At 70.6% G+C, this 21411-nt stretch carries 18 protein-coding genes; 6 read left to right on the forward strand and 12 right to left on the reverse strand.

Annotated elements, in window-relative coordinates; genetic code table 11:
• Positions 1–21 precede the first annotated feature (21 nt).
• Together ACG00X_RS09375 and ACG00X_RS09380 are read left to right on the forward strand one after the other, a co-directional pair.
• Positions 22–684, forward strand: a complete 663-nt coding sequence (locus ACG00X_RS09375; RefSeq protein WP_394487862.1) for a hypothetical protein — start codon at positions 22–24, stop codon at positions 682–684.
• Positions 685–767: 83 nt separating this feature from the next.
• A complete protein-coding gene (locus ACG00X_RS09380; RefSeq protein ID WP_394487863.1) occupies positions 768–2813 on the forward strand; it encodes a M3 family metallopeptidase in 2046 nt (681 codons plus the stop codon).
• Here the strand turns inward: ACG00X_RS09380 and ACG00X_RS09385 are convergent.
• From ACG00X_RS09385 to ACG00X_RS09435, 11 genes are all read right to left on the reverse strand, one after another.
• Positions 2810–3178 (reverse strand): YbaN family protein, encoded by a 369-nt coding sequence (locus ACG00X_RS09385; RefSeq protein ID WP_394487865.1) that lies wholly within the window; start codon positions 3176–3178, stop codon positions 2810–2812. The two genes, ACG00X_RS09380 and ACG00X_RS09385, sit on opposite strands and share 4 nt — an antisense overlap.
• A gap of 3 nt (positions 3179–3181) precedes the next feature.
• Positions 3182–3952, reverse strand: coding sequence for an ABC transporter ATP-binding protein (locus ACG00X_RS09390; RefSeq protein ID WP_394487866.1), 771 nt, complete (start codon positions 3950–3952; stop codon positions 3182–3184).
• 5 nt (positions 3953–3957) lie between these two features.
• A complete protein-coding gene (locus tag ACG00X_RS09395) occupies positions 3958–5073 on the reverse strand; it encodes a succinylglutamate desuccinylase/aspartoacylase family protein (protein ID WP_394487867.1) in 1116 nt (371 codons plus the stop codon).
• Between the two features lie 104 nt (positions 5074–5177).
• Positions 5178–5864, reverse strand: a complete 687-nt coding sequence (locus tag ACG00X_RS09400; RefSeq protein ID WP_394487868.1) for an ABC transporter permease — start codon at positions 5862–5864, stop codon at positions 5178–5180.
• Positions 5861–6553, reverse strand: coding sequence for an ABC transporter permease (locus ACG00X_RS09405; RefSeq protein ID WP_394487869.1), 693 nt, complete (start codon positions 6551–6553; stop codon positions 5861–5863). Before ACG00X_RS09405 ends, ACG00X_RS09400 begins: the two co-directional genes overlap by 4 nt.
• Positions 6554–6555: 2 nt before the next feature.
• Positions 6556–7341: a transporter substrate-binding domain-containing protein gene (locus ACG00X_RS09410; protein ID WP_394487870.1), complete on the reverse strand. Its 786-nt coding sequence runs from the start codon at positions 7339–7341 to the stop codon at positions 6556–6558.
• The gene (locus ACG00X_RS09415) at positions 7338–8120 is read right to left on the reverse strand and encodes an ABC transporter substrate-binding protein (protein ID WP_394487871.1); all 783 of its coding nucleotides are present in this window, start codon (positions 8118–8120) and stop codon (positions 7338–7340) included. The genes ACG00X_RS09410 and ACG00X_RS09415 overlap by 4 nt, the downstream gene beginning before the upstream one ends.
• The gene (locus tag ACG00X_RS09420) at positions 8117–9115 is read right to left on the reverse strand and encodes an alpha/beta fold hydrolase (RefSeq protein WP_394487872.1); all 999 of its coding nucleotides are present in this window, start codon (positions 9113–9115) and stop codon (positions 8117–8119) included. The genes ACG00X_RS09415 and ACG00X_RS09420 overlap by 4 nt, the downstream gene beginning before the upstream one ends.
• Positions 9112–9852 carry a sulfurtransferase gene (locus ACG00X_RS09425; RefSeq protein WP_394487874.1) on the reverse strand — a complete coding sequence of 247 codons (741 nt, stop codon included), beginning with the start codon at positions 9850–9852 and terminating at the stop codon, positions 9112–9114. Before ACG00X_RS09425 ends, ACG00X_RS09420 begins: the two co-directional genes overlap by 4 nt.
• A gap of 13 nt (positions 9853–9865) precedes the next feature.
• Entirely contained in the window at positions 9866–10969 is a 1104-nt protein-coding gene (locus tag ACG00X_RS09430; RefSeq protein WP_394487875.1) for a response regulator, read from the reverse strand.
• Complete coding sequence (locus tag ACG00X_RS09435; RefSeq protein ID WP_394487876.1) at positions 10966–12987, reverse strand: sensor histidine kinase; 2022 nt, start codon at positions 12985–12987, stop codon at positions 10966–10968. Before ACG00X_RS09435 ends, ACG00X_RS09430 begins: the two co-directional genes overlap by 4 nt.
• Positions 12988–13367: 380 nt before the next feature.
• Between ACG00X_RS09435 and ACG00X_RS09440 the strand changes: the two genes are divergently transcribed.
• The 4 genes from ACG00X_RS09440 to feoB all read left to right on the forward strand — a co-directional run bounded on the left by ACG00X_RS09440 (position 13368) and on the right by feoB (position 20396).
• Complete coding sequence (locus ACG00X_RS09440; RefSeq protein ID WP_394487877.1) at positions 13368–14621, forward strand: transporter substrate-binding protein; 1254 nt, start codon at positions 13368–13370, stop codon at positions 14619–14621.
• On the forward strand, positions 14555–18190 hold the full coding sequence (locus tag ACG00X_RS09445) for a hybrid sensor histidine kinase/response regulator (protein WP_394487878.1): 3636 nt from the start codon (positions 14555–14557) through the stop codon (positions 18188–18190). The genes ACG00X_RS09440 and ACG00X_RS09445 overlap by 67 nt, the downstream gene beginning before the upstream one ends.
• An 80-nt stretch (positions 18191–18270) precedes the next feature.
• Positions 18271–18525, forward strand: coding sequence for a FeoA family protein (locus ACG00X_RS09450; RefSeq protein ID WP_394487879.1), 255 nt, complete (start codon positions 18271–18273; stop codon positions 18523–18525).
• Complete coding sequence (gene feoB, locus ACG00X_RS09455; protein WP_394487880.1) at positions 18522–20396, forward strand: ferrous iron transporter B; 1875 nt, start codon at positions 18522–18524, stop codon at positions 20394–20396. The genes ACG00X_RS09450 and feoB overlap by 4 nt, the downstream gene beginning before the upstream one ends.
• A gap of 59 nt (positions 20397–20455) precedes the next feature.
• On the opposite strand, the gene ACG00X_RS09460 is transcribed toward feoB, so the two are convergent.
• A complete protein-coding gene (locus tag ACG00X_RS09460; RefSeq protein ID WP_394487881.1) occupies positions 20456–21379 on the reverse strand; it encodes a peptidylprolyl isomerase in 924 nt (307 codons plus the stop codon).
• Positions 21380–21411 lie beyond the last annotated feature (32 nt).

Raw genomic sequence — 21411 nt, forward strand, 5'->3', positions numbered from 1 at the left:
AACCCGCGTTGCGCCCTCGACATGAAACGCATCCTTCTCCCGCTGGCCCTGGTTGTGGCCGTCTCCGCCCAGGCGCAGATCACCGCCAACCCCAAGGCCAAGGTCGATCCGAAGAACAACAAGGTCAGCAATCCGGTCGTCGAGAAGCCGAAGGCCAAGCTGATGTCACGCGACGAGCTGAGGGCGTGCATTGACCAGCAGGACGTCAACGGCAAGGAAGCCGAGGCCATCAAGGTCGAGCAGGCGTCCTACAAGTCCAATGCCGAAGGCCTCAAGGCCGAGAAGACGACGGTCGAAGCCGGCGAGGCGGCGCTGGGTAAGCAGATCGCCGACATGAAGGCCGAGAAGGAAAGCATCGTGGCCGCCCACGCCGCGCTGACGGCCGAAGCCTCCAAGCTCGACAAGGCCGAGCTCAAGGCCCGCAACGAGGCCTACCAGGCCCGCGTGAACAACTTCAACACGATGTTCGAGGCCGTCAAGGCCGCCGACGCCGAGCAGAGCGCCAAGCGCAAGGCCTTCGGCGACAAGGTCGACGCGCTGGACGCCCAGTTCAAGACCCTGGAAGAGCGCACCGAAAAGCACTTCGACGCCAACGACAAGTGGAAGGCCGAGTGCAGCAACAAGGCCTACGACGAGAACGACGAAAAGGCCATCCGCAAGGAACGCGCGGCTGCGGGCAAGTGACCCGGCCCTGCGCCTGAGAGCCGACGACGGGCCGCGCCGCAAGGACGCGGCCTTTTTTTGTTTCCGAATCGAGCAGTACCCCGATGAGCCATCCATTGCTGCAGGACTGGGCCGGCCCGCACGGCCTGCCGCCGTTTGCCGACATCCAGCCGGCTGATTTCCAGGCCGCCTTCGATGCAGCCTTGAGCCGCCACCGTGCCGAGATCGACGCGATTGCCAGCCAGCCCGAGGCGCCCAGCTTCGCGAACACGCTGGCGGCCTTCGACGCCAGCGGCCGGCTGCTGACAAGGCTGGAGCACCTGTTCTACACGCTGACGGCGTCGGCCACGTCGCCCGAGCTGCAGGCGCAGCAGCGTGCGCTGGCGGCCCCGCTGGCGGCACATGGCAGCGCGGTCTACATGCATGCCGGGCTGTTCGCGCGCGTGGATGCGCTCTTCGAGGCCCGCGAGCGCCTGGGTCTGACTGCGGAACAGCGGCGTTTGCTGGAGCGCGTGCACCTGGACTTCCTGCGTGCCGGCGCCCGCCTGGCGCCCGAGGCCAAGGCCCGCTACGCCGCCGTCATGGCTCGGCTGGCCGAGCTCACCACGCGGTTCGCGCAGAACGTGCTGGCCGCCGAGAGCGGCTACCAGCTGCGCCTGCTGACGGAGGCCGAGCTGGCCGGATTGCCGGGCTTTGTGCGTGCCGCGGCCCGCCAGGCCGCCGCCGACCGCGGGCTGGCGGAGGGCGTTCACGTCATCACGCTGTCGCGCTCGCTGATCGTGCCCTTTCTGAGCTTCAGCGCCCGGCGCGACCTGCGAGAGCAGGCTTGGCGCGCCTGGGTGGGGCGCGGCGACGGTTCGGCAGGCGGTGCCGATGCCGACAACCGCGAGCTCTGCCGCGAGATCCTCGCGCTGCGCGTCGAGCAGGCCCGGCTGCACGGCCATGCCAGCTATGCCGACTTCGCGCTGGAAGACACGATGGCGCGAAGCCAGCCGGCCGTCATGCAGTTGCTGGAGCGCGTGTGGCAGCCGGCGCTGGCCGCGCAGGCGCGCGAGCGCGACGCCGTGCTCGGCGCGATGGCTGCCGCCGGTGCCACGCACGCGCTGGAGCCCTGGGACTGGCGCTTCTATGCCGAGCAGGCCCGGCGCGCGCGTTTCGAGCTGGACGAGGCCGAGGTCAAACCCTATTTCGCGCTGGACCGCATGGTCGAGGCGATGTTTGACTGCGCCAGCCGCCTGTTCGGCCTGCAGTTCAAGGCCCGGCCGGACATCGCCGGCTACCACGCCGACGTGCGCGCCTACGAGGTGTTGAACGCCGACGGCTCGCTGCGCGGCCTGTTCCTGCAGGACAACTTTGCGCGCCCGACCAAGCGCAGCGGTGCGTGGATGAATGCGCTGCGCAATCAGAGCCGGGCGCTCGGCGCCACGCCGGTCATCCTGAACAACAACAACTTCGCGCGCGGCGCTGTTGGGGAGCCCACGCTCCTGAGCTTCGACGACGTGCGCACGCTGTTCCACGAGTTCGGCCACGGCCTGCATGGGCTGCTCAGCGATGTCGAGTACGAGCGCCTGGCCGGCACGCAGGTGCTGCGCGATTTCGTCGAACTGCCGTCGCAGCTCTTCGAGCACTGGATGGCCGAGCCGGCAGTGCTCAAGACCTTCGCCCGCCACTGGCAGACCGACGAACCGCTGCCCGACGCGCTGCTGGCCAAGCTGCAGGCCGCACGCCAGTTCGGCCAGGGCTACGAGACGCTGCGCTACACGGCCAGCGCCATCGTCGACATGGCGGCCCACGCGCTGCCCGAGGCACCGGCCGATGTCGTCGCCTTCGAGCGCGACACGCTGGCGGCGTGGGGGCTGCCGCCCGAGGTCGGCATGAATCACCGCCTCACGCATTTCCAGCACCTGTTCAGCAGTGCGGGCTATGCGGCGGGCTATTACGTCTATCTGTGGGCCGAGGTGCTGGACTGCGACGCGTTCAACGCCTTCGTCGAGGCGGGCGATGTGTTCGACCCGGTGGTGGCCGCGCGGCTGCGCGACTGCATCTTGGCGGCCGGCAACAGCGTGGAGCCCGGCGCGGCGTTCCGCGCGTTCCGCGGGCGTGATCCGGTCGTGGAGCCGATGCTCAAGGACCGGGGGTTGCTGGTCTAGGCTTCAGGCCTGCGCCAGAGCCAGATCGCCACCGCGGCCATCACGGCGGGCACGGCGATCTTGACCGGCAGCGGCGCGGGCGACAGCGCCAGCAGCGTGGCGCTCAGCGTCATCATGCCGGTGGCCAGCCACTTGGCCCGGCGCGGCACGGCGCCGCTTTCGCGCCAGCGGCGGATGCCGGGGCCGAAGTGCGCGTGGTTGAGCAGCCAGGCCTCCAGTGCCGGCCAGCCCTTGCCGGCGGCCCAGGCGGCCAGCAGCAGGAAGGGCACGGTGGGCAGGATGGGCAGCAAAACGCCCAGCACGGCCAGCACCAGGCTTGCCAGCGCCAGCGCGCGCCACAGCCAACGCGCGAGGATCTTGCGCACCGGCTACTTCAGCCCGCCGCTGAGGAACTGCTGCAGCCGCTCGCATTGCGGCTTGAGCAGCATTTCCTTCGGGTTGCCTTCTTCCTCGACCCGCCCCTGGTGCAGGAACAGGCAGTGGTTGGAGACCTCGCGCGCAAAGCCCATCTCGTGCGTGACGACGATCATCGTGCGGCCTTCGGCGGCCAGGTCGCGCATGACCTTGAGCACCTCGCCGACCAGCTCCGGGTCCAGCGCCGACGTGGGCTCGTCGAACAGCATGACCTCGGGGTCCACGGCCAGCGCGCGGGCGATGGCCACGCGCTGCTGCTCGCCGCCGGACAGCTGGGCCGGGTAGACGTTGGCGCGGTGTGCCACGCCCACGCGGGCCAGCAGTGCCTGCGCGCGCTCGATGGCCTCGGCGCGGGGCTTGCCGAGCACATGGATGGGCGCCTCGATGACGTTCTGCAGCACCGTCATGTGGGCCCAGAGGTTGAAGTTCTGGAACACCATGGCCAGCCGCGCGCGCCAGCGCTGCAACTGCGCGGCATCGGTGGCCTTGAGGCTGCCGTCGCGGTCGCGCGCGAGTGCCAGCGTCTCGCCGCCGAGCGCCAGCTCGCCCTCGTGCGGCTGCTCCAGCAGGTTCAGGCAGCGCAGGAAGGTGCTCTTGCCCGAGCCCGATGAGCCGATCAGCGTGACGACGTCGCCGCGCCTGGCGGCCAGCGAGATGCCCTTGAGCACCTCGCGATCGCCGAAGCGCTTGTGGATGTTGGTGGCTTGCAGCTGGATGTCGCTCATGGGGGTCAGGCTCCCAGCAGCTTGCCGGTGCGCAGGGCCGTGTGGCCAGCAACCTTGGCAACACGCATGCCGGCGTTGGCGAAGCGCAGGAAGTCGCGCGCGAAGAACAGGCCGTCGACGGGGCTGGTCAGCTCGGTGACCTGGGCCGTGATGGGGTCGATGACATGGGCCAGCACGTCGCCGGCCTTCACGTCGGCACCCACGGGCTGCAGGAAGGTCAGCACGCCGGCCACGGGCGACTTGATCGGCATGCTGCCGGCGAGCGGCCGGGCGTCGCCTTGCGGCTCGGGCAGCGCCGGCTTGTCGCCCGCAATGAGGCCGCGCCAGCGCAGGAAGTCGATGATGTTCTTCGCGTCGGCTGCGGCCAGCTCGTGCGTCACGTCGGTCGCGCCGCGCAGCTCCACGGTGACGGACAGGCAGGCCTGCGGGATGGGGAAGCGCTCGCCGAAGTGCGCCTTCCATTTCCACCAGACCTGCGAGCAGGCCTCGTCGAAGGGGTTGTCGCCGGAGTCCTGGGCCAGCAGCGTGAGGCGGGCGCCGAGAAAGCGCGCCAGCGCGTCGCACTCGGGCCAGCAGGGCGTCTCCGTGTAGAGGTGCATGACCGCCTGCGCGTCGCAGTGCAGGTCCAGCACGATGTCGGCGTCGCAGGACAGGCTCATCAGCGTGCGGCGCTGCGACTGCAGTTCGGTGTCCACCGGCGAGGCCACAACGGCTGCCTTCAGCGCGCGGCGCAGCAGCGCCACATTGGCCTGGGCGTCGGGGCCCAGGTGGGGCTCGACCGCCGCGGCCACGGCGGCGATCTGGTCGGGGTAGTGGCGGTTGAAGTTCTCGCCCGACATCAGCTCGAAGCGGCCCAGGTGCGCATGCAGCAGGAACTGGCTCAGGCCGATGGGGTTGGCCATGGGCACCAGCACGATCTCGCCGCTGATCTGGCCGGCGGCCTGCAGCGCGTCGAGCTGCAGCCGCAGGTGGTGGGCCACCAGCATGCCGGGCAGCTCGTCGCCGTGCAGCGAGGCCTGGATGTAGGCCTTGGGGCCGCCGGCCTTGCCGTAGTGCAGGGAGACGATTTCGCGCTGCGTGCCGGGCGCGGGGGAGAGCAAGGGATGTCGAACGACTTGCATAGAGGTAGTGTCTTAGCCAGCGGACACCGCAGAAACGGCCTTGCCGGGCTGCTGGTGTCGCCCCCGTGAGGGGGTGCGCAAAGCGCGCAGGGGGTGAGCCATGGCTATCGGCTCATCATGGGTTTGAGCCAGCGGTTCTCGGCCCAGCGGAACAGGCCGACCAGACTGAGCGTCAGCACGAAGTAGAACGCGCCGGCGGTGATGAAAGCCTCGAAGGGCAGGTAGTACTTGGCATTGACCTCGCGGGCCGCGCCGGTGAGGTCCAGCAGCGTGACGACGCTGGCCAGCGACGTGCCGTGCAGCATGAAGATGGCCTCGTTGCCATAGGCGGGCAGCGCGCGGCGCAGCGCGGCGGGCAGCACGATGCGGCGCAGCATCAGCCCGCGGCTCATGCCCAGCGCCTTGGCGGCCTCGATCTCGCCGGCCGGCAGCGCGCGGATGCTGCCGGCGATGATCTCGGTCGTGTAGGCGGCCGTGTTCAGCGTGAAGGTCAGCCAGGCGCAGAACGTGGCCGACGACAGCCAGGGCCACAGCGCGCTGTCGCGCACCGCGTCGAACTGCGCCAGGCCGTAGTAGCACAGGAACAGCTGCACCAGCATGGGCGTGCCGCGGAAGACATAGGTGTAGGCCCACACCAGCCGCGACGCCACGCCCGCCGAGACGGTGCGCACGAGGGCCAGCGGCACGGCCAGCAGCAGGCCGGCGCCCAGCGACAGCAGCAGCAGCTTGACCGTGATGCCCAGACCGTCCACGTATTTCGGCAGGTTCTCGATGACGGCGTCGAAGTTCACAGCTTCGCCTCCTTGGCGCCGATGGCCAGGTGCCGGTTCGCCCAGCCGAAAGCCAGCTCCGACAGGCTGGTGAAGACGAGGTAGATCAACGCCACGGCGAGATAGAAGCTGAACGGCTCGCGCGTGGTGCCGGCGGCCTGCTGGCCGCGCGTCATCAGGTCCGACAGGCCGATGACCGACACGATGGCCGTGCTTTTGATGAGCACCAGCCAGTTGTTGGACAGGCCCGGCAGCGCGTGGCGCAGCATCTGCGGCAGCGTGATGCGCCACAACACCTGGCGGGCGCTCATGCCGTAGGCCAGGCCGGCTTCGCGCTGGCCCGGCGGCACGGCCAGGAAGGCGCCGCGGAAGGACTCGGTCAGGTAGGCGCCGAAGATGAAGCCGATGGTCAGCACGCCGGCCACGAAGGGGTCGATGTCGATGTAGTCCTCATGGCCCAGCATGGGGGCCAGCGTGTTGATGCCGAGCTGCCCGCCGTAGAACACGAGCAGCATCAGCACCAGGTCGGGCACGCCGCGGATCAGCGTCGTGTAGAGCCCGGCCACGCCTCGCGCGACGCGTGAGCGCGAGAGCTTGGCCAGCGCGCCCAGCAGCCCGAGCGCGGCCGCCACGGCCAGCGACGACAAGGCCACGGCGAGCGTGACGGCGGCGCCTTCGATGAGGCTGGGGAGAAATCCGTGTAGCAACATGGTCAGGGCTTCGGCGTCACGAGGTCGAAGCTGAAGTAGCGGTCGTTCAGGGTCTTGAGCGCGCCGCTGCCGCGCAGCGCGGCGAGCGCGCCATCGATGCGCCGGCCCAGCGTCGGCAGGTCGGCCTTGCGCAGCCCCACGCCGATGCCCTTGCCGTAATAGCGCTCGTTGCGGCCGAAGTCGGGGCCGGCGAAGGTGAAGCCGCGGCCGTCGCTCTGGTTCAGGAAGCCGAACTGCGCGATGACGGCGTCGACCAGCGTGGCGTCGAGCCGGCCGGCCTTGAGGTCCAGGAAGGCCTGGTCCTGCGTGGCGTAGCGCAGCACCCGGCTGTCCTTGAACTGCTCGGCCAGGAAGCGTTCATGGATGGTGCCGCGCTCCACGCCGATGCGCCGGCCCTTCAGCCCCGCGGTGCTCACCTCCACGCCGCTGCCCTGGCGCACGACCATGCGCACCGGCGAGAAATAGTAGGGCGATGAGAAGCCGATGCGCTGCAGGCGCTCCGGCGTGATGGACATGGAGGCCATCAGCACGTCGATCTGGCGCGATTCCAGCGCCGGGATCAGGCTGTCGAACTCGAGGATCACCGGCACACATTGCAGCGCCATGTGCCGGCACAGCGCCTGCGCGAGGTCAATCTCGAAGCCGCGCAACTGCCCGTCGCTGCCGACCTCACTGAACGGTGCGTAGCCGACGGCGACGCCCACCTTCAGGCGCAGCGGCGACGCCTGGCCCCACGCCGTGCCGGCGAGGGCCAGCGGAGCGGCCAGGGCGAGGCGGCGGCGTTTCACTGCTTCGCGCGCGGCGCGATGTCGTAGTCGAAATACTTGTCGGCCAGCTTCTTGAAGGTGCCGTTGGCCAGCACCGCGTCGATGGCGGCGTTGAACTTCTTGCCCAGCGTGGCCTCGTCGGCCTTGCGCATGCCGACACCGGAGCCGACGCCGAAGATCTTGTCGTCGTTGATCGGGCCGCCGACGAAGGCGAAGCCCTTGCCTTCGGGCTTCTTCAGAAAGCCGAAATCGGCAGCGGGCGAGTCCATCACGGTGGCGTCGATGCGGCCGCTCTTGAGGTCGAGGAAGACCTGATCCTGGCTGCTGTAGCGCACGATCTCGCTCTGCGTGTAGGTCTTGGCCGCGTAGGCCTCGTGCGTCGTGCCGCGCTGCACGCCGATCTTCTTGCCCTTGAGCCCGGCCGCCGTGGGCTCCAGCGTCACGCCGGCCTTGGCCACCAGGCGCGCGGGCGTGTTGTAGTAGGGCTTGGTGAAGGCGATGACCTTGAGCCGCTCGTCGGTGATGGCCACGCTCGCGAAGATCGCATCCACCTTGCGCGACTGCAGCGCCGGGATCAGGCCGTCGAACTCCTGTTGCACCAGCGTGCACTGGGCCTGCATCTGAGCGCAATAGGCCTGCACCAGCTCGATCTCGAAGCCCTTGAGCTTGCCGTCGGGGCCGATTTCGGAGAAGGGCGGGTAGGCGCCTTCGACGCCGATGCGCAGCTTCTTCCACTCGGGAGCCTGGGCCTGGGCGACGGACGCGGCCAGAGCCAGCGCGAACAAGACGGTTTTCTTCATGTCTGACCTTTTGGGTGGGACGTGGGTTCGGGAAATCCCTGGTGGGCGACTTCAGGTAGCCAGTCGCGCAGGGCCGCAAGGGTAGCAGCCGGGTCCTCCTCCTGCGGCACATGGCCCAGGTCGGAAAACAACACCAGGCGGCTGCCCGGGATGGCTTGGTGAAAGGCCTCACCCCAGCGCGGCGGGATGAGCCGGTCGCGGCCGCCCCACAGGATGAGCGTGGGCACGCGCAGGTCGGCCAGCCGCTCGACCGGGGCGGCAGCGAGCTGATCCATGCGCTGCATCAGCGCCTGGCGGTTGCCTTCGCGCAGCGTCAGCTCGTAGTAGCGGTCCACCAGCGCGGCGCTCACACGGGCGGGGTCGCCGTAGACGCTCATGACGCTGTCCTCGACGACGCGGCGCGGCAGCACCCAGCGCAAGGTCTGGCGCAGCACCGGCAACTGGGCGAGCCGGAACCCCAGCGGTGTGGCCTCGGGCGTGGCGGCATGGCCGGCCGCGTCCACGAGCACGAGGCCGGCCACGCGGGCCGGGTCGGCCAGTGCCAGCTGCCAGGCGATCTCGCCGCCCAGCGAATTGCCGACCAGCACCGCCCGCTCGATGCGCAGCTGCGTGAGCAGGCGGCGGGTGAAGGCGACGTAGCGCGCGTCCCGGTAGTCGCCGTCGGGGGCCGGGCCGGTGAGGCCGAAGCCGGGCAGGTCGAAGCTCAGCACACGGCGAGTCTGTGACAGCGCCGTGGCCCAGGCCTCCCAGGTGTGCAGGCTGGCGCCGGTGCCGTGCAGCAGCACCAGCGGCAGCGGATCGCTGGCGGGGCCCTGGTCGCGGTAGTGCACGAGCTGGCCGTCCAGCTCGATGAAATCCGACGGCGGCGGCGCCCAGCGGGGCACCAGGCTTTCCAGCGAACGATCCGGCGCCTTGCTGACCGCAAAGCCGGCCGCAGCCAGCATCAGCAGGATGCCGGCGGCCTTCAGCGCGAGATCGCCCAGCCGGCTGCTCACGCGACGGGGCGCAGGTCGGGGGCCAGCGACTCCCGCTCGTCGAAGACGAAGCAGCCGCCGTGGTAGTGCTTGCCGCCGGTCTCCTCGAAGTACTTCAGGATGCCGCCGTCGAGCTGCCAGGCCGTCAGGCCTTCGGCCTCCAGCACCATGGCGGCCTTCTCGCAGCGGATGCCGCCGGTGCAGTAGCTGACGACCGTCTTGCCGAGCAGTTCCTCGCGGTGGGCGGCCAGCGCGTCGGGGAAGTCGCTGAACTTGTGCAGCCGCCAGTCGATGGCGCCGTCGAAGGCGCCGTGGTCGACCTCGAAGCCGTTGCGCGTGTCCAGCATGACGACCGGGCGGCCGTCGTCGTCGTGGCCCTGGTCCAGCCAGCGGGCCAGCGTCACGGCGGGCAGGGCGGCCGCGCGGGGCGCCCGGTCGGGCCGCACCGTGGGGCGGTTCATGCGGATGATCTCGTGCTTGACCTTGACCTTCAGGCGCTGGAAGGGCTGGGTCTCGCTCCAGCTCTCCTTGGGCGTCAGCGCGGCGAAGCGCGGGTCGGCGCGCAGATCGGCCACCCAGGCGTTCACGGCATCGGCCGGGCCGGCGAGGAACAGGTTGATGCCTTCCTCGGCGATCAGCACCGTGCCTTTGAGGCCCAGCGACTCGGCGTGCGCGTGCAGGCGGTCACGCAGCGCCGCCGTGTCGGTCAGCGAGACGAAGAGGTAACAGGAGATGTTGAGGATGGGGCCGGACTGCATGGGGCCAGGATTATCAGTCCGCCCAGCGCGCGGCGATCTGCTGGACCTGCTCCACGCAGGCCTCCAGCGCAGCGACGACGCCGGGGTCGAAGTGCGTGCCGCTGCCGTCGCGGATGAAGTCCAGCGCCTGCGCGTGCGTCATGGCGTGCTTGTAGGGGCGCTCGCTGATGAGGGCGTCGTAGACGTCGGCCACCGCCATCAGCCGCGCCGCCAGCGGGATGGCCTCGCCGGCCAGCCCGTCGGGGTAGCCGCTGCCGTCCCACTTCTCGTGGTGGTGGCGGGCGATCTGCTTGCCGAAGGTCAGCATCAGCCCGGCATCCTCGCCCAGGCGGTCGATGGCGCGCTGCAGCAGGTCGGCGCCATGTTCGGCGTGGGTCTTCATGACGCGCCATTCCTCGGCCGACAGCTTGCCGGGCTTGAGCAGGATGCCGTCCGGGATGGCGACCTTGCCGATGTCGTGCAGCGGCGCCGCCTTGGCCAGCTCATCGATGGCGACGTCGGTCAGGTCCGCGGGCCCGCCGGGCTGGTCGGCGATCCAGCGAGCCAGCGTGCGCACGTACTCCTGCGTGCGCTGGATGTGGTTGCCGGTGTCGGCATCGCGAAATTCGGCGAGGCTCACCATGACGAACAGCGTCGTGTCGCGCAGCCGCTCGACCTCGCGCCGGCGGACGTCGAGCTCGCCGCTGAGCTGCGCGTTGTGGTCGAGCAGCAGGTCTTCCGCCTGCTTGAGCTGGATGTGCGTGCGCACCCGCGCCCGCACGGTGGCCGGGTTGAAGGGCTTGTGGATGAAGTCGGCCCCGCCGGCGGCGAAGCCGTTGCCCTCGTCTTCCGGCCGCGTCAGCGCCGTCAGGAAGATCACGGGAACCCGGCGCGTGGCCGGATCGGCCTTGAGCTGGCGGCACACCTCGTAGCCGTCCATGCCCGGCATCATGACGTCCAGCACGACGAGGTCGGGTGGCTGCCGCCGGCAGATCTCCAGCGCCTTCAGGCCGCTGACGGCGAGCTGCACGCGGTAGTCGGGCTTGAGCACCTGGGCCAGCAGCGTCAGGTTGGCCGGCGTGTCGTCGACCACCAGCACGGTGGGCAGCGTTCCGGCGGCGATCTCTTGAGAACTCATGAGCGACGGTCTCCCCGCAGTGCGGCCTGGGCCTCGTCAAAGTCGAAGCGTTGCATGGCGCCGGACAAGGCCTGAGCCTGCTGCGCCGGTAGCAGCTCCATGAGGTCGGAGCCATATTGCTCCCACACCGTCAGCGCCTGGCTGTCCGCCTCGCCCAGCAGGGTGTCGAGCTCGCTGATCAGCGAGGCGGCATCGGTGGCAGCGGCCAGCGGTTCGTCCGCAGGCGCTGCGGCCGCGGCTTCGGCGTCCGACGGCAGGGGCTGATCCAGGTCCAGCAGGCGCCGCAGCGTGTGCGGCAGCAGCGGCTTGGGGTAGAGCGCATGGGCGCCGTGGCGCAGCGCCCGGGCCCGCAGCACGGGCGTGTCGAAGGGGCTCATCAGCACGATGCGATGTGCACCGGCGACGCCGGCGGCCGTCATTCGCCGCAGCAGCTCGACGCCCTCCAGGTCGGGCAGCACCCAGTCGAGCAGCAGCAGGTCGACCGGCGCGACGGCCGCGTTCGCCGTGAGCCAGGCCAGCGCGGCATGGCCCTGCGGCATCAGCTCGAGCTGCGCGGTTGGGGCCAGTGCACGCAGCTGGCTGACCAGCTCGTCATGGCCCGGGCTGTGGGGCGCCTTGACGAGCACGATGCTGGTCGTGCGCGCCGGCGCCAGCACCGGCAGTTCCGGGCAAGCCGGCAAGGGCAGTCGCAGCTCGAAGCTGCTGCCGCGCCCGGGCGTGCTGCGTGCCGTCAGCGTGCCGCCCATGAGTTCGGCCAGCGCGCGGCAGGTGGCCAGGCCCAGGCCGGTGCCGCCAAAGCGCCGCGCCGCACCGGCCTCGGCCTGGGCGAAGGGCATGAAGCAGCGGGCCAGCTGCTCCGCCGACATGCCGACGCCGCTGTCCCGCACGCGCAGCCGCCACGCCCCGTCCGGCTCCAGATGCGCGGTCAGCTTGACCTGTCCGGCCGGCGTGAACTTCACCGCGTTGACCAGCAACTCCGTGATGAGCTGGGTCAGCCGCGCGGCGTCCCCGCGCCGCGCACCGGCCGCGCCCAGCAGTTCGGGCGAGGCGATGTCGCACAGCAGATCCAGCTGCTTGGCCTGCGCGCCGGAGCGGACGGCGTCGAAGGCGTTCTCCAGCAGCAGTTCCAGCCTCAGCGGCGCGGTCGCAAGCTGCAGGCGCCCGGCGCCGAGGTCGGCGTAGTCCAGCAGCCCGTCGATGAGTCGCACCAGCGATTCGCCTGCGTTCGCCACCTCTTGCAGCTGGGTGCGCTGGCTCGCCTGCAGCCGGCCGGCCAGCAGCAGGTGCGTCTGGCCCAGCACCGTGTTCATCGGGGTGCGGATCTCGTGGCCGATGTTGGCCAGGAAGTCGGACTTGGCGCGCGAGGCGGCCTCGGCCGCGGCGCGCGAGCGCTCCAGTTCCTGCAGCCGGGCCTTGACCAGCGCATCGGGTGTGGCCGGGCCGTCGCTGGCCGGCACCAGCAGCGTCAGCCGCGCGAATTGCCGCGACAGGGCCCACAGCGCAATGCAGAACATGACCTGGCACAGCGCGAGGTTGGCCAGCAGCGGCCAGGCGGTTTCGAGCCAGGCCGGTGGCGTGCCGGAAAACCGCCGCAGCGTCGGCGGCGCCATCATCAGCGTGAGCAGCGCCAGCGAGAGCTGCAGCGCATGACGCGCCCGCCATGTGATGAACAGCAGCAGGCAGCCGCCCAGCGTCCAGGGCGTGAGGCTGGCCAGCGTGTAGATGCTGGGGCCGGGGTCGGGGCGCAGCGTGAAGGCCAGCATGCCCACGCTGAAATAGGCAGCCAGCAGCGTGACGCCCCAGCGGTGCCAGAGCCGCAGCTGCTGCGGCCGCCACCAGGTCAGCCCGGCCAGCAGCGTGAACGCGATGGACAGGCAGGGGTAGGCGATGCGGTCGTTGGGGTCGATGACGCCGAGCGCCGACTCGCTGGCCCAGGCGCCCAGCGCCGAGGCGACGATGAGGCCGAACAGCCAGCGCGTGCCGGCCGGGCCGATGATGACGAGCGTGCTGGCGGCCATCAGTGGCACCGCACCAGCCGTGCCAATGCAGGCCGGCGCGGGCCGGGCGTGATCGTCGGGTGGTGAGGCATGGGGTGGACCTGTCGCCTGATTATGGTGGCCCGCTGCGCGTGCGGATGGGCGCAGGCAGCCATTCGCCGCTCCGGGGAAAGCCTAGGGCGTGGCAGCCGCCGGGCGCTGCGCGCCGCGGTTATCCTGGCTCGCCATGTTGCGCCTGTGCGTTGTCGATGAACCGCCGAGCCACGTCCACGCGCTTCGCCTGCGGCGCGTGGATGCCGGAACGTTGTCCCGCGCCAGGGGCGATGCGCAAGCGTCTGGCCGGAGGGGGCCTCTGATGTCGCCCCCGGGCGGGCGTGCGGTGGCTTGACCGGGAGATGGCGATGCGCGTCAGGCGGATGCTGCTCGGGGTGTCGATGCTGCTGGTGGCGCTGGCGCTGGTGCTGGGCGGCTGGCTCTGGCGCAAGGCCGGCCCCAAGCCGGGTGAAGCGCCGGCCGGCGCGCCCATCGTCATCGGCCTGTTGCAGGCGCTGACGGGTTCGCTGGCCACCAGCGAGCGTCCGCTGGTGGCGGCGGTGGAGCTGGCTGTCAAGGAGATCAACGACGAGGGCGGGCTGCTGGGGCGCCGGGTGGAGCTTCGCATCGAGGACACCCGCTCCGCGGCAGCCGACACGGCGCCGTCGGCCGCCGCCCGCCTGATCGACGAGCAGCAGGCCGCCGCATTGTTCGGCTGCTGGTCGTCGGGCTGCCGGCAGGCCGTGCGCTCGGTGGTGGAGCCGCGCCGGCACCTGTTCTTCTACCCGATGGCGCACGAGGGGATGGAGAAGTCGGCCCACATCATCTACACCGGGGCCACGCCCAACCAGCAGGCGCTGCCGGCGGCGGGCTGGGCGATGGCGCAGTTCGGGCGCCGGGTGTACCTGGTGGGCACCGAAGGCGTGTTCCCGCGCCGCGTGAACGCGATGCTGCGCGACTTCGTGCAGCTCAGTGGCGGGCAGGTGCTGGGCGAACGCTATGTGCCGCGGGCGTCGGTGGACGTCGCCGGCATCGTGGCCGATCTGCGTGCGTTGAAGCCGGACCTGGTGCTGAGCACGGTGGGGGGGGACGTCAGCCGCGCCTTCTTTGACGCGTTGGTGGCGGCCGACCTGACGCAGCAGCCACTGCTGTCGCTCACGGCGGCAGAGCCGGAGATGCGCGCCTACGGCGGCGGCCGGCTGGCCCGGCATTTCGTGGCCTGGGGTTATCTGCAGTCACTCCCGGGGGCGGAGAACGCGGCGTTCCTGGCCCGGCTGCGCGCGAACGGCGGTGCGGATGTGCAGGCGAGCGACCCGGCCGTGTCGGCCTATGTGGCGGTCAAGCTGTGGGCGGCCGCGGTGCGCGAGGTGGGCACCGCGCAAACGGAGTTGGTCAATCAGGCCGTGTTGCAGCAGAGCGTGAGCGCGCCCCACGGCTTCACGGCGGTGGACGCGCAGACGCGCCATGTGTGGCGGCCACTGCGGGTGGCGCGCGTGCAGCCGGGTGGGCAGCTGGAGGAGGTCTGGCAGGCGTCGCGCTACATCCGGCCGGCGCCGTGGCCGACGTTCCGGTCCACCCAGCACTGGGCGGCGCTGGCGGCGGCTTCCGGGGGGGCGCGGTGATGGTGGCGTCGCCCGACGGCGCCGCGCGGCCGGCCTGGCGTGTTGGCCCGGCGCTGCTGCTGGGGCTGCTGCTGCTGTCCACGCTGCCGCTCGGCGTGACGGGGCTCTGGCAGCTGGGCAACTTCGAGCGCAGCCTGCGCAACTCGGCGACGGAAAACCTGGTGGGCATCGCGCGCAAGAAGGTGGCCGAAATCAACGCCTACCTCGACGACGTGCAGACCGATGCGCAGGTCGTCGCCCAGGCGGCGGATGCGCGCGAGGTGCTGGCGCAGCGGCGCGACATGTCCGGCACGCGCGTGCCGGCCGCCAGCCGCGTGTTCTTCGAGCGCCTGCAGGACCTGGGCAAATACGGCAACCTGCTGCTGGTGCAACCGGATGGCCGCATCAGCTTTGCGCTGAAGCCGTTGCCGGGCCCGGCGCCCGGCGTCGATCGGCTGGATGTGCCGGGGTTGGCCGACGGCGAGCTGATGGCTGCGCATCGACGCGCGCTCAACCAGCTCGACGTGCAGCTGACGCCGCTGGTGCGCCTGGCGGGGGAGCCGCAGGACACCTTGTTCCTGGTCCACCCCGTCGTGGACGCCGATCGTGTGCTGGGCACCATCGTGCTGGAACTGGATCTGCCGCGTCTGATGCGCGTTGCCCGCGACCGAGCCGGCCTGTCGTTGAGCGGCGAAACCGTGCTGGTGCGGCGCCACGGCGGGCAGGCTTACTTCGTCAGCAACGGCTTGCGCATGTCGCCGGAGATGGCCGTGCGCGCGCTGGACCCGCTCGCCGTCGATGCGGCTCCGGCCGTCCGCGGCCTGCGCGGGGAGAGCGGCAGCGGGCTGGCCCGCAACTACGCCGGCATCGAGGTGATTGCGTCGTGGCGGCATCTGCCGGCGCTGGACTGGGGCATTGCCGTCAATGTCGATGCCGACGAAGCCTTTGCGGCGGTGCGGGCGTTGCGCAATCGCTTGCTGGCCGGGTTGGCGCTGGCGCTGCTGGCGTCGCTGGCGCTCGCGCTGCTGCTGGCGCGGCGCATGCTGCAGCCGGTGGCGGCACTCAACCGCGCCGTGGCGCGTATCGCGGGCGGCAATCTGGACGAGCGGGCGGCGGTGCATGGCTTTGCCGAGTTCCGCGAGCTGGCGCGCGACTTCAACCACATGACGGAGCAACTGGTGGCCGAGCGGCAGTTGCTGGAGGCGCGGGTGGAGCAGCGCACGCGGGCGCTCAACGACAGCGAGCAGCGTTTTCGTGGTGTCTTCGAGCGCGCGCAGGTGGGCATTGCGCTGTGCGACGCGCAAGGCCTCATCGTCGAGGTCAACCAGGCGCTGACGGCCATGCTGTGCCGCACCGGCGACGAACTGCGCGGCGCCCGGCTTTCTGATCTGCCGGACTTTCGCCCCGGTCGCCGCCCGGGCAGCGAGCTGGAGCGGCTGACGGCCGGGCGCATGGCGCATGTGCGATTCGAGCGCGGCTTCGCGCTGCCGGGCGGCGGCGAGCTGTTCGTGGACGGCAGCGCTAGTGCCATTCGCGACCCGCGCGGCCGGCTCGTCAACATCGTGCAGATGCTCATCGACGTCACCGAGCGCCACCGCGCGGAGATCGAGCTGGTGCGCGCGCGTGTGGCCGCCGAGGCGGCCAGCCAGGCCAAGAGCGACTTCCTGGCGAACATGAGCCACGAGATTCGCACGCCCATGAGCGGCGCTTTAGGCATGCTGAACCTGTTGCTGCGTACCGAACTGACGCCGCGCCAGCACGACTACGCGACGAAGGCGCGCACGGCGGCGCAGGCGCTGTTGGCCGTCATCAACGACGTGCTGGACTTTTCCAAGGTGGAAGCCGGCAAGCTGGAGCTCGACCCGCAGCGCTTCGAGCTCAGCGAGTTCATGCGTGAGCTTGCGGTCATCCTGTCTGCCAACGTGGGCAGCAAGGAGGTCGAGGTGCTGTTCCGCGTGGACCCGCGCCTGCCACCGGCGCTGGTGGGAGACGCGACGCGGCTGCGGCAGGTGCTGCTGAACCTGGCGGGTAACGCGCTGAAGTTCACGGAGCAGGGCGAGGTGGTGCTGGCCGTGACGTTGACTGCGCAGGATGCGGCGGGTGAGGCGGGGGGCGCGCGGCGCCTGCGCATCCGCTTTGAAGTGACGGACAGCGGCATCGGCATCCCGGCGGACAAGCTGGAGCACATCTTCACCGGCTTCAGCCAGGCCGAGCAGAGCACGTCGCGTCGCTATGGCGGCACGGGCCTGGGGCTGGCCATCAGCCGCAGGCTCGTGACGCTGATGGGCGGCGAGCTGGCGGTGGACAGCGTGCTGGGCCAGGGCAGTCGCTTCCACTTCGAGCTGTGGCTGCCCGAGGCGCCGGTCGAGCCGCGTGAGGTTCGCGATGCGCGTGCGTCGCGGCCGGGTCTCAAGGTGCTGATCGTGGATGACAACCCGATGGCGCGGGAGGTGCTGCAAGGCATTGGCGAGAGTCTCGGTTGGGACTGCGATCTCGCCGCCAACGGCGAGCAGGCGCTGGACTTCGTGCATCGCGCGGCGCAGGCGGCGCAGCCGCGCTATGAGCTCATCCTGATGGATTGGCGCATGCCCGGGCTGGACGGTTGGGAAACGTCGCGCCGCATCCGGGCCAGCCATGAGTCCGACGCGCCGCTCATCATCATGGTGACGGCGTATGGGCGCGAGCTGCTGGCCGAGCGCAGCGAGCAGGACATCGCCAGCCTGGGCGGCTACCTCGTCAAGCCGGTGACGGCGTCGGCCCTGGTGGATGCGGTGGGTGAAGTCATCAGCCCCGTGTCGCGCCCACCGCGGGTCGAAGGCGGCGGCGAGCGCCTGCCGGGCATGCGGCTGCTGGTGGTGGAGGACAACGGCTTCAACCAGCAGGTGGCGCAGGAGCTGCTGGAGGCGGAGGGCGCGGTCGTCACGCTGGCGGGAGGTGGTATGGAGGGCGCCCATCTGGCCACGACCACGCAGCCACCGTTCGATGCGATTCTGATGGACTTGCAGATGCCGGACATCGACGGCTTCGAGGCCACGCAGCGCATTTTGAAGCGGCGCCCCCGCAGCCGCATCATCGCGATGACCGCCAATGCGATGGTGACCGACCGGCAGGCCTGCCTGGCCGCAGGCATGCTGGACCATGTGGCCAAGCCGGTGGACCTGGATCAACTCGTGGCCTGCCTGCGGCGGCATGTCGGGCCGCAGCCGGGCCTGCCGCCCGCGCTGGCTGCGCAGGCGCCGGACGCCGCCGCCGCGCCAGCACCGGCGATGCTGCTGGACCGCGACGGCGCGTTGCAACGCATGGGCGGGCGGCAGGCGCTGTACGACCGGCTGATGGCCGCCTTCGTGCACGACGGGCCCGCGCAGCTGGCGGCCTTGCGCGAGGCCTTGCAACAGCCCGGTGCGCCCGACGTGCCGCGCGCGCTGCACACGCTGCGCGGCCTGGCTGGCACGGTGGGCGCGGTGGCGCTCGCCGCCGCCGCCGGTGAACAGGAGCTCGCGGTGCGCGACAGCGGTGATGCCTTGGCCGTGAACGTGGAGCGGCTGCAGCGCGTGCTCGATGACACGCTGGCAAGCCTCTCCCCGCGCTGAGCCCTTTTTCTGCAGGGGGCGATGGGACGCATACAATGAGAATCATTCTCATCGCAACGCTTGCCTGCCGAGCCGCCACCATGTCCGAGCCGCTGCCCTCCAGCCTCGCTGCCGCCCCCGCCGGGCAGGCCTTGACCGTCAGCCAAGTCAGCGCGCCGGCGCATTCGCCGGAATGGGCGTCCTGGCTGTCCGACCTGGGCTTCTTGCCGGGTGAGGCGGTGCGGGTGCTGCGCCGTGGCGCGCTGCAGACCGGCAACCTGGTCGTGCGCGTGGGTCAGTCGACGTTTGCATTGCGACATGCCGAGGCCGAGTGCATCGCGGTGACGCCGCGATGACCGAGGCCGTCGTCCACGTCCACCGCGGCGGCAAGCTCGTCGCGCTGGTCGGCAACCCGAATTGCGGCAAGACCGCGCTGTTCAACGGCCTGACCGGCAGCCACCAGAAGGTGGCCAACTACGCGGGCGTTACTGTCGAGCGCAAGGAGGGCCGGCTGACGACCAGCGCCGGCAAGACGCTGCGGCTGCTGGACCTGCCCGGCACCTACAGCCTGCATCCGCGCTCGCCCGACGAGCGGGTGACCTGCGATGTGCTGGCCGGCCGCGCCAAGGGCGAGAAGCGGCCCGACCTGGTCGTCTGCGTGCTGGACGCCACCAACCTGCGCCGCAACCTGCGCCTGTTGCTGGCCGTGCGTCGCATGGGGCTGCCCATCGTCGTGGCGCTCAACATGGCCGACCTCGCCGCGCGCCGTGGCTTGAAGGTGGATGCGCAGGCGCTGTCCGCGCAGCTGGGTCTGCCGGTCGTGCGCACCGTCGCCATCCACAAGGAAGGGCTGGACGAACTGCGCGGCCTGCTCGACCGGCCTGAGGTGTGGGAGTCGGCTCATGCGGCGGCAGCCGCGGACGCGCCGGTCGATGACCATGTGACTGTCAAGTCGTGGCTGCAGGCCATGGACCTCGACCACGAGTTGCCCGTGCTGCCCAGCGACCGCGTCGACCGCGTGCTGCTGCATCCGGTGGCGGGTTCGGTCATCCTGGCTGTGCTGCTGTTCCTGCTGTTCCAGGCGGTGTTCTCATGGGCGGAGGCGCCCATGCAGATGATCGAGGCCAGCATGGGCTGGCTGGGCGAGCAGGTCGGCCACTTCATTCCGGACGGCTGGTTCCACAGCTTGATCGTCGACGGCGTCATTGCCGGGGCGGGCGGCGTGCTGGTGTTCCTGCCGCAGATCCTGATCCTGTTCTTCTTCATCCTCGTGCTGGAGGAGTCAGGTTATCTGCCGCGCGCCGCCTTGCTGCTGGACCGGTTGATGGGCAGTGTCGGGCTGTCGGGGCGCAGCTTCATCCCGCTGCTGTCCAGCTTCGCCTGCGCCATTCCCGGCATCATGGCCACGCGCTCCATCGCCAACCCGCGCGACCGGATCGTCACGATCATGATCGCGCCGCTGATGACCTGCTCGGCGCGGCTGCCGGTCTATGCGCTGCTGATCGGCGCCTTCGTGCCGAACCGCGAAGTCGCGGGCTTCGAGCTGCAGGGGCTGGTGCTGTTCGGGCTGTACGTGGCGGGCATCGTCGGCGCCATGCTGGTGGCCTGGGTGCTCAAGCGCTTCACCAACGCCGGGCGCCTCGTGCGCCCGCTGATGATGGAGTTGCCCAGCTACCACTGGCCGCATCCGCGCTCCATCGCCATCGGGTTGTGGCAACGCGCCGTGGTCTTCGTCAAGCGCGTGGGCGGCATCATCCTGCTGCTGACCTTGGCGCTGTGGCTGCTGTCCAGCTTCCCCGGCCCGCCGGAAGGCGCGACGGGAGCGCCCATCCAGTACAGCATCGCCGGCTACCTCGGCGCGGGCCTGGCCAAGATCTTCGAGCCCATCGGCTTCAACTGGCAGATCAGCCTGGCGCTGGTGCCTGGCCTGGCGGCGCGCGAGATCGCGATCAGCGCGCTGGGGACGGTCTATGCGTTGTCGGCCACCGGCGACGAGGCGGCCCAGGCCCTGGCGCCGCTGATCCAGCAGAGCTGGAGCCTGGCCACGGCGCTGTCGCTGCTGGCCTGGTATGTGTTCGCGCCGCAGTGCATCGCGACCCTGGCGGCCATGAAGCGCGAGACCGGTGGCTACAAGATGCCGCTGATCGCGGCCGGCTACCTTTTCGCGCTGGCCTACCTGGCGTCGTTCATCACCTACCGCGTCGCCGTTTACCTCGGGGCGGGCTGAACGTCGCCTCGCGGGGGGTGCTCGCCCGCGTTCAGCAGGGCGAGCCAGTGGGCGCGACTTCAGGGGCCAGCGCGCGTCGGCACGGACGCACTGCAGACGTCGATATAGCCCGGGCTGTGCACGAACCAGCCGCTGCGGTAGCGGCGCGCGTCCAGCAGCTGCGCCCATGTGGCGGATTCGGTTTTCAGCACCTGCAGCGACGGCCGCTCGGCGGCGGGCAGGTCGGCCAGCAGGCTCACGCGCTGGATGGCCGTGCGCTGCTCCGGCTTGTCGTAGAAACCCATCGCGGCGGTGCCGCGCGGCAGCGCGGACAGCAGCTCCATGCCCTTGAGCACGCGGCCGACGACGGTGATGTTCAGGTCCAGCCCGCGGGGTGCCTGGCCGATGACGACATAGAGCTCGGCGCCGTTGCTGGAGTCCACCGCCTCACTGCGGCCCGCGCCGACCATGCCGTAGCAGTGCGTGAGCCAGGCCTGGCCGGTCTTGGGGTCGGCGGCCACGGGCATGCCTTCGGCAAAGCCGGTGCGCGGCGCCCAGCCGTCCGCGTCGGGCAGCCGGGTGAAGCCGGCGGCCTTGCCGACGGCGCTGATCGGCACCGAGAACTCGGCCGGCAGCTTGGGCGCCGCGCCGGCCGGCAGTGGCCGCGCCTTGGCGGCGTCTTCGCCATCGGGGTCGCCCCACTGCGTGACGAAGTTGTCCTGCACGCGCAAGACCGCCAGGCCATTCCAGTAGCCGCCGCGGGCCAGCGCCCGGATGTTGGCCACATGGGCCGGCGCAAAGCGCGGCGCCAGCTCGATGAGCACCGAGCCGGTGGCCAGCTCCATCAGCAGCGTGTTGTCGGGGTCGAGCGGACGCCAGTCCGTCGCGGGCGACGCGGCCAAGATCTCCTGGGCTGACTTCTTGGGCGCGGTCGGCTTCCTGGGTGCCGCCACGGCGGTGGAGAGCAGGCCGGCGGCGGCCAGCGCAATAACGGTGTTTTTCATGGACGCGCAGCTTAGCGGCGTGAGCCGGCGCG

This window comes from Pelomonas nitida, assembly GCF_043555975.1.
Lineage (GTDB): Bacteria > Pseudomonadota > Gammaproteobacteria > Burkholderiales > Burkholderiaceae_C > Pelomonas > Pelomonas nitida.

What these genes read in the sequence shown, in the direction of transcription:
- ACG00X_RS09450 (WP_394487879.1), top strand. Translation starts at nt 18,271, where the DNA reads ATGTCCGAGCCGCTGCCCTCCAGCCTCGCTGCCGCCCCCGCCGGGCAG.
- ACG00X_RS09435 (WP_394487876.1), bottom strand. Translation starts at nt 12,987, where the DNA reads ATGGCCGCCAGCACGCTCGTCATCATCGGCCCGGCCGGCACGCGCTGG.
- ACG00X_RS09425 (WP_394487874.1), bottom strand. Translation starts at nt 9,852, where the DNA reads ATGCAGTCCGGCCCCATCCTCAACATCTCCTGTTACCTCTTCGTCTCG.
- ACG00X_RS09405 (WP_394487869.1), bottom strand. Translation starts at nt 6,553, where the DNA reads ATGTTGCTACACGGATTTCTCCCCAGCCTCATCGAAGGCGCCGCCGTC.
- ACG00X_RS09415 (WP_394487871.1), bottom strand. Translation starts at nt 8,120, where the DNA reads ATGAAGAAAACCGTCTTGTTCGCGCTGGCTCTGGCCGCGTCCGTCGCC.
- ACG00X_RS09395 (WP_394487867.1), bottom strand. Translation starts at nt 5,073, where the DNA reads ATGCAAGTCGTTCGACATCCCTTGCTCTCCCCCGCGCCCGGCACGCAG.
- ACG00X_RS09430 (WP_394487875.1), bottom strand. Translation starts at nt 10,969, where the DNA reads ATGAGTTCTCAAGAGATCGCCGCCGGAACGCTGCCCACCGTGCTGGTG.
- ACG00X_RS09440 (WP_394487877.1), top strand. Translation starts at nt 13,368, where the DNA reads ATGCGCGTCAGGCGGATGCTGCTCGGGGTGTCGATGCTGCTGGTGGCG.
- ACG00X_RS09375 (WP_394487862.1), top strand. Translation starts at nt 22, where the DNA reads ATGAAACGCATCCTTCTCCCGCTGGCCCTGGTTGTGGCCGTCTCCGCC.
- ACG00X_RS09460 (WP_394487881.1), bottom strand. Translation starts at nt 21,379, where the DNA reads ATGAAAAACACCGTTATTGCGCTGGCCGCCGCCGGCCTGCTCTCCACC.
- feoB (WP_394487880.1), top strand. Translation starts at nt 18,522, where the DNA reads ATGACCGAGGCCGTCGTCCACGTCCACCGCGGCGGCAAGCTCGTCGCG.
- ACG00X_RS09380 (WP_394487863.1), top strand. Translation starts at nt 768, where the DNA reads ATGAGCCATCCATTGCTGCAGGACTGGGCCGGCCCGCACGGCCTGCCG.
- ACG00X_RS09390 (WP_394487866.1), bottom strand. Translation starts at nt 3,952, where the DNA reads ATGAGCGACATCCAGCTGCAAGCCACCAACATCCACAAGCGCTTCGGC.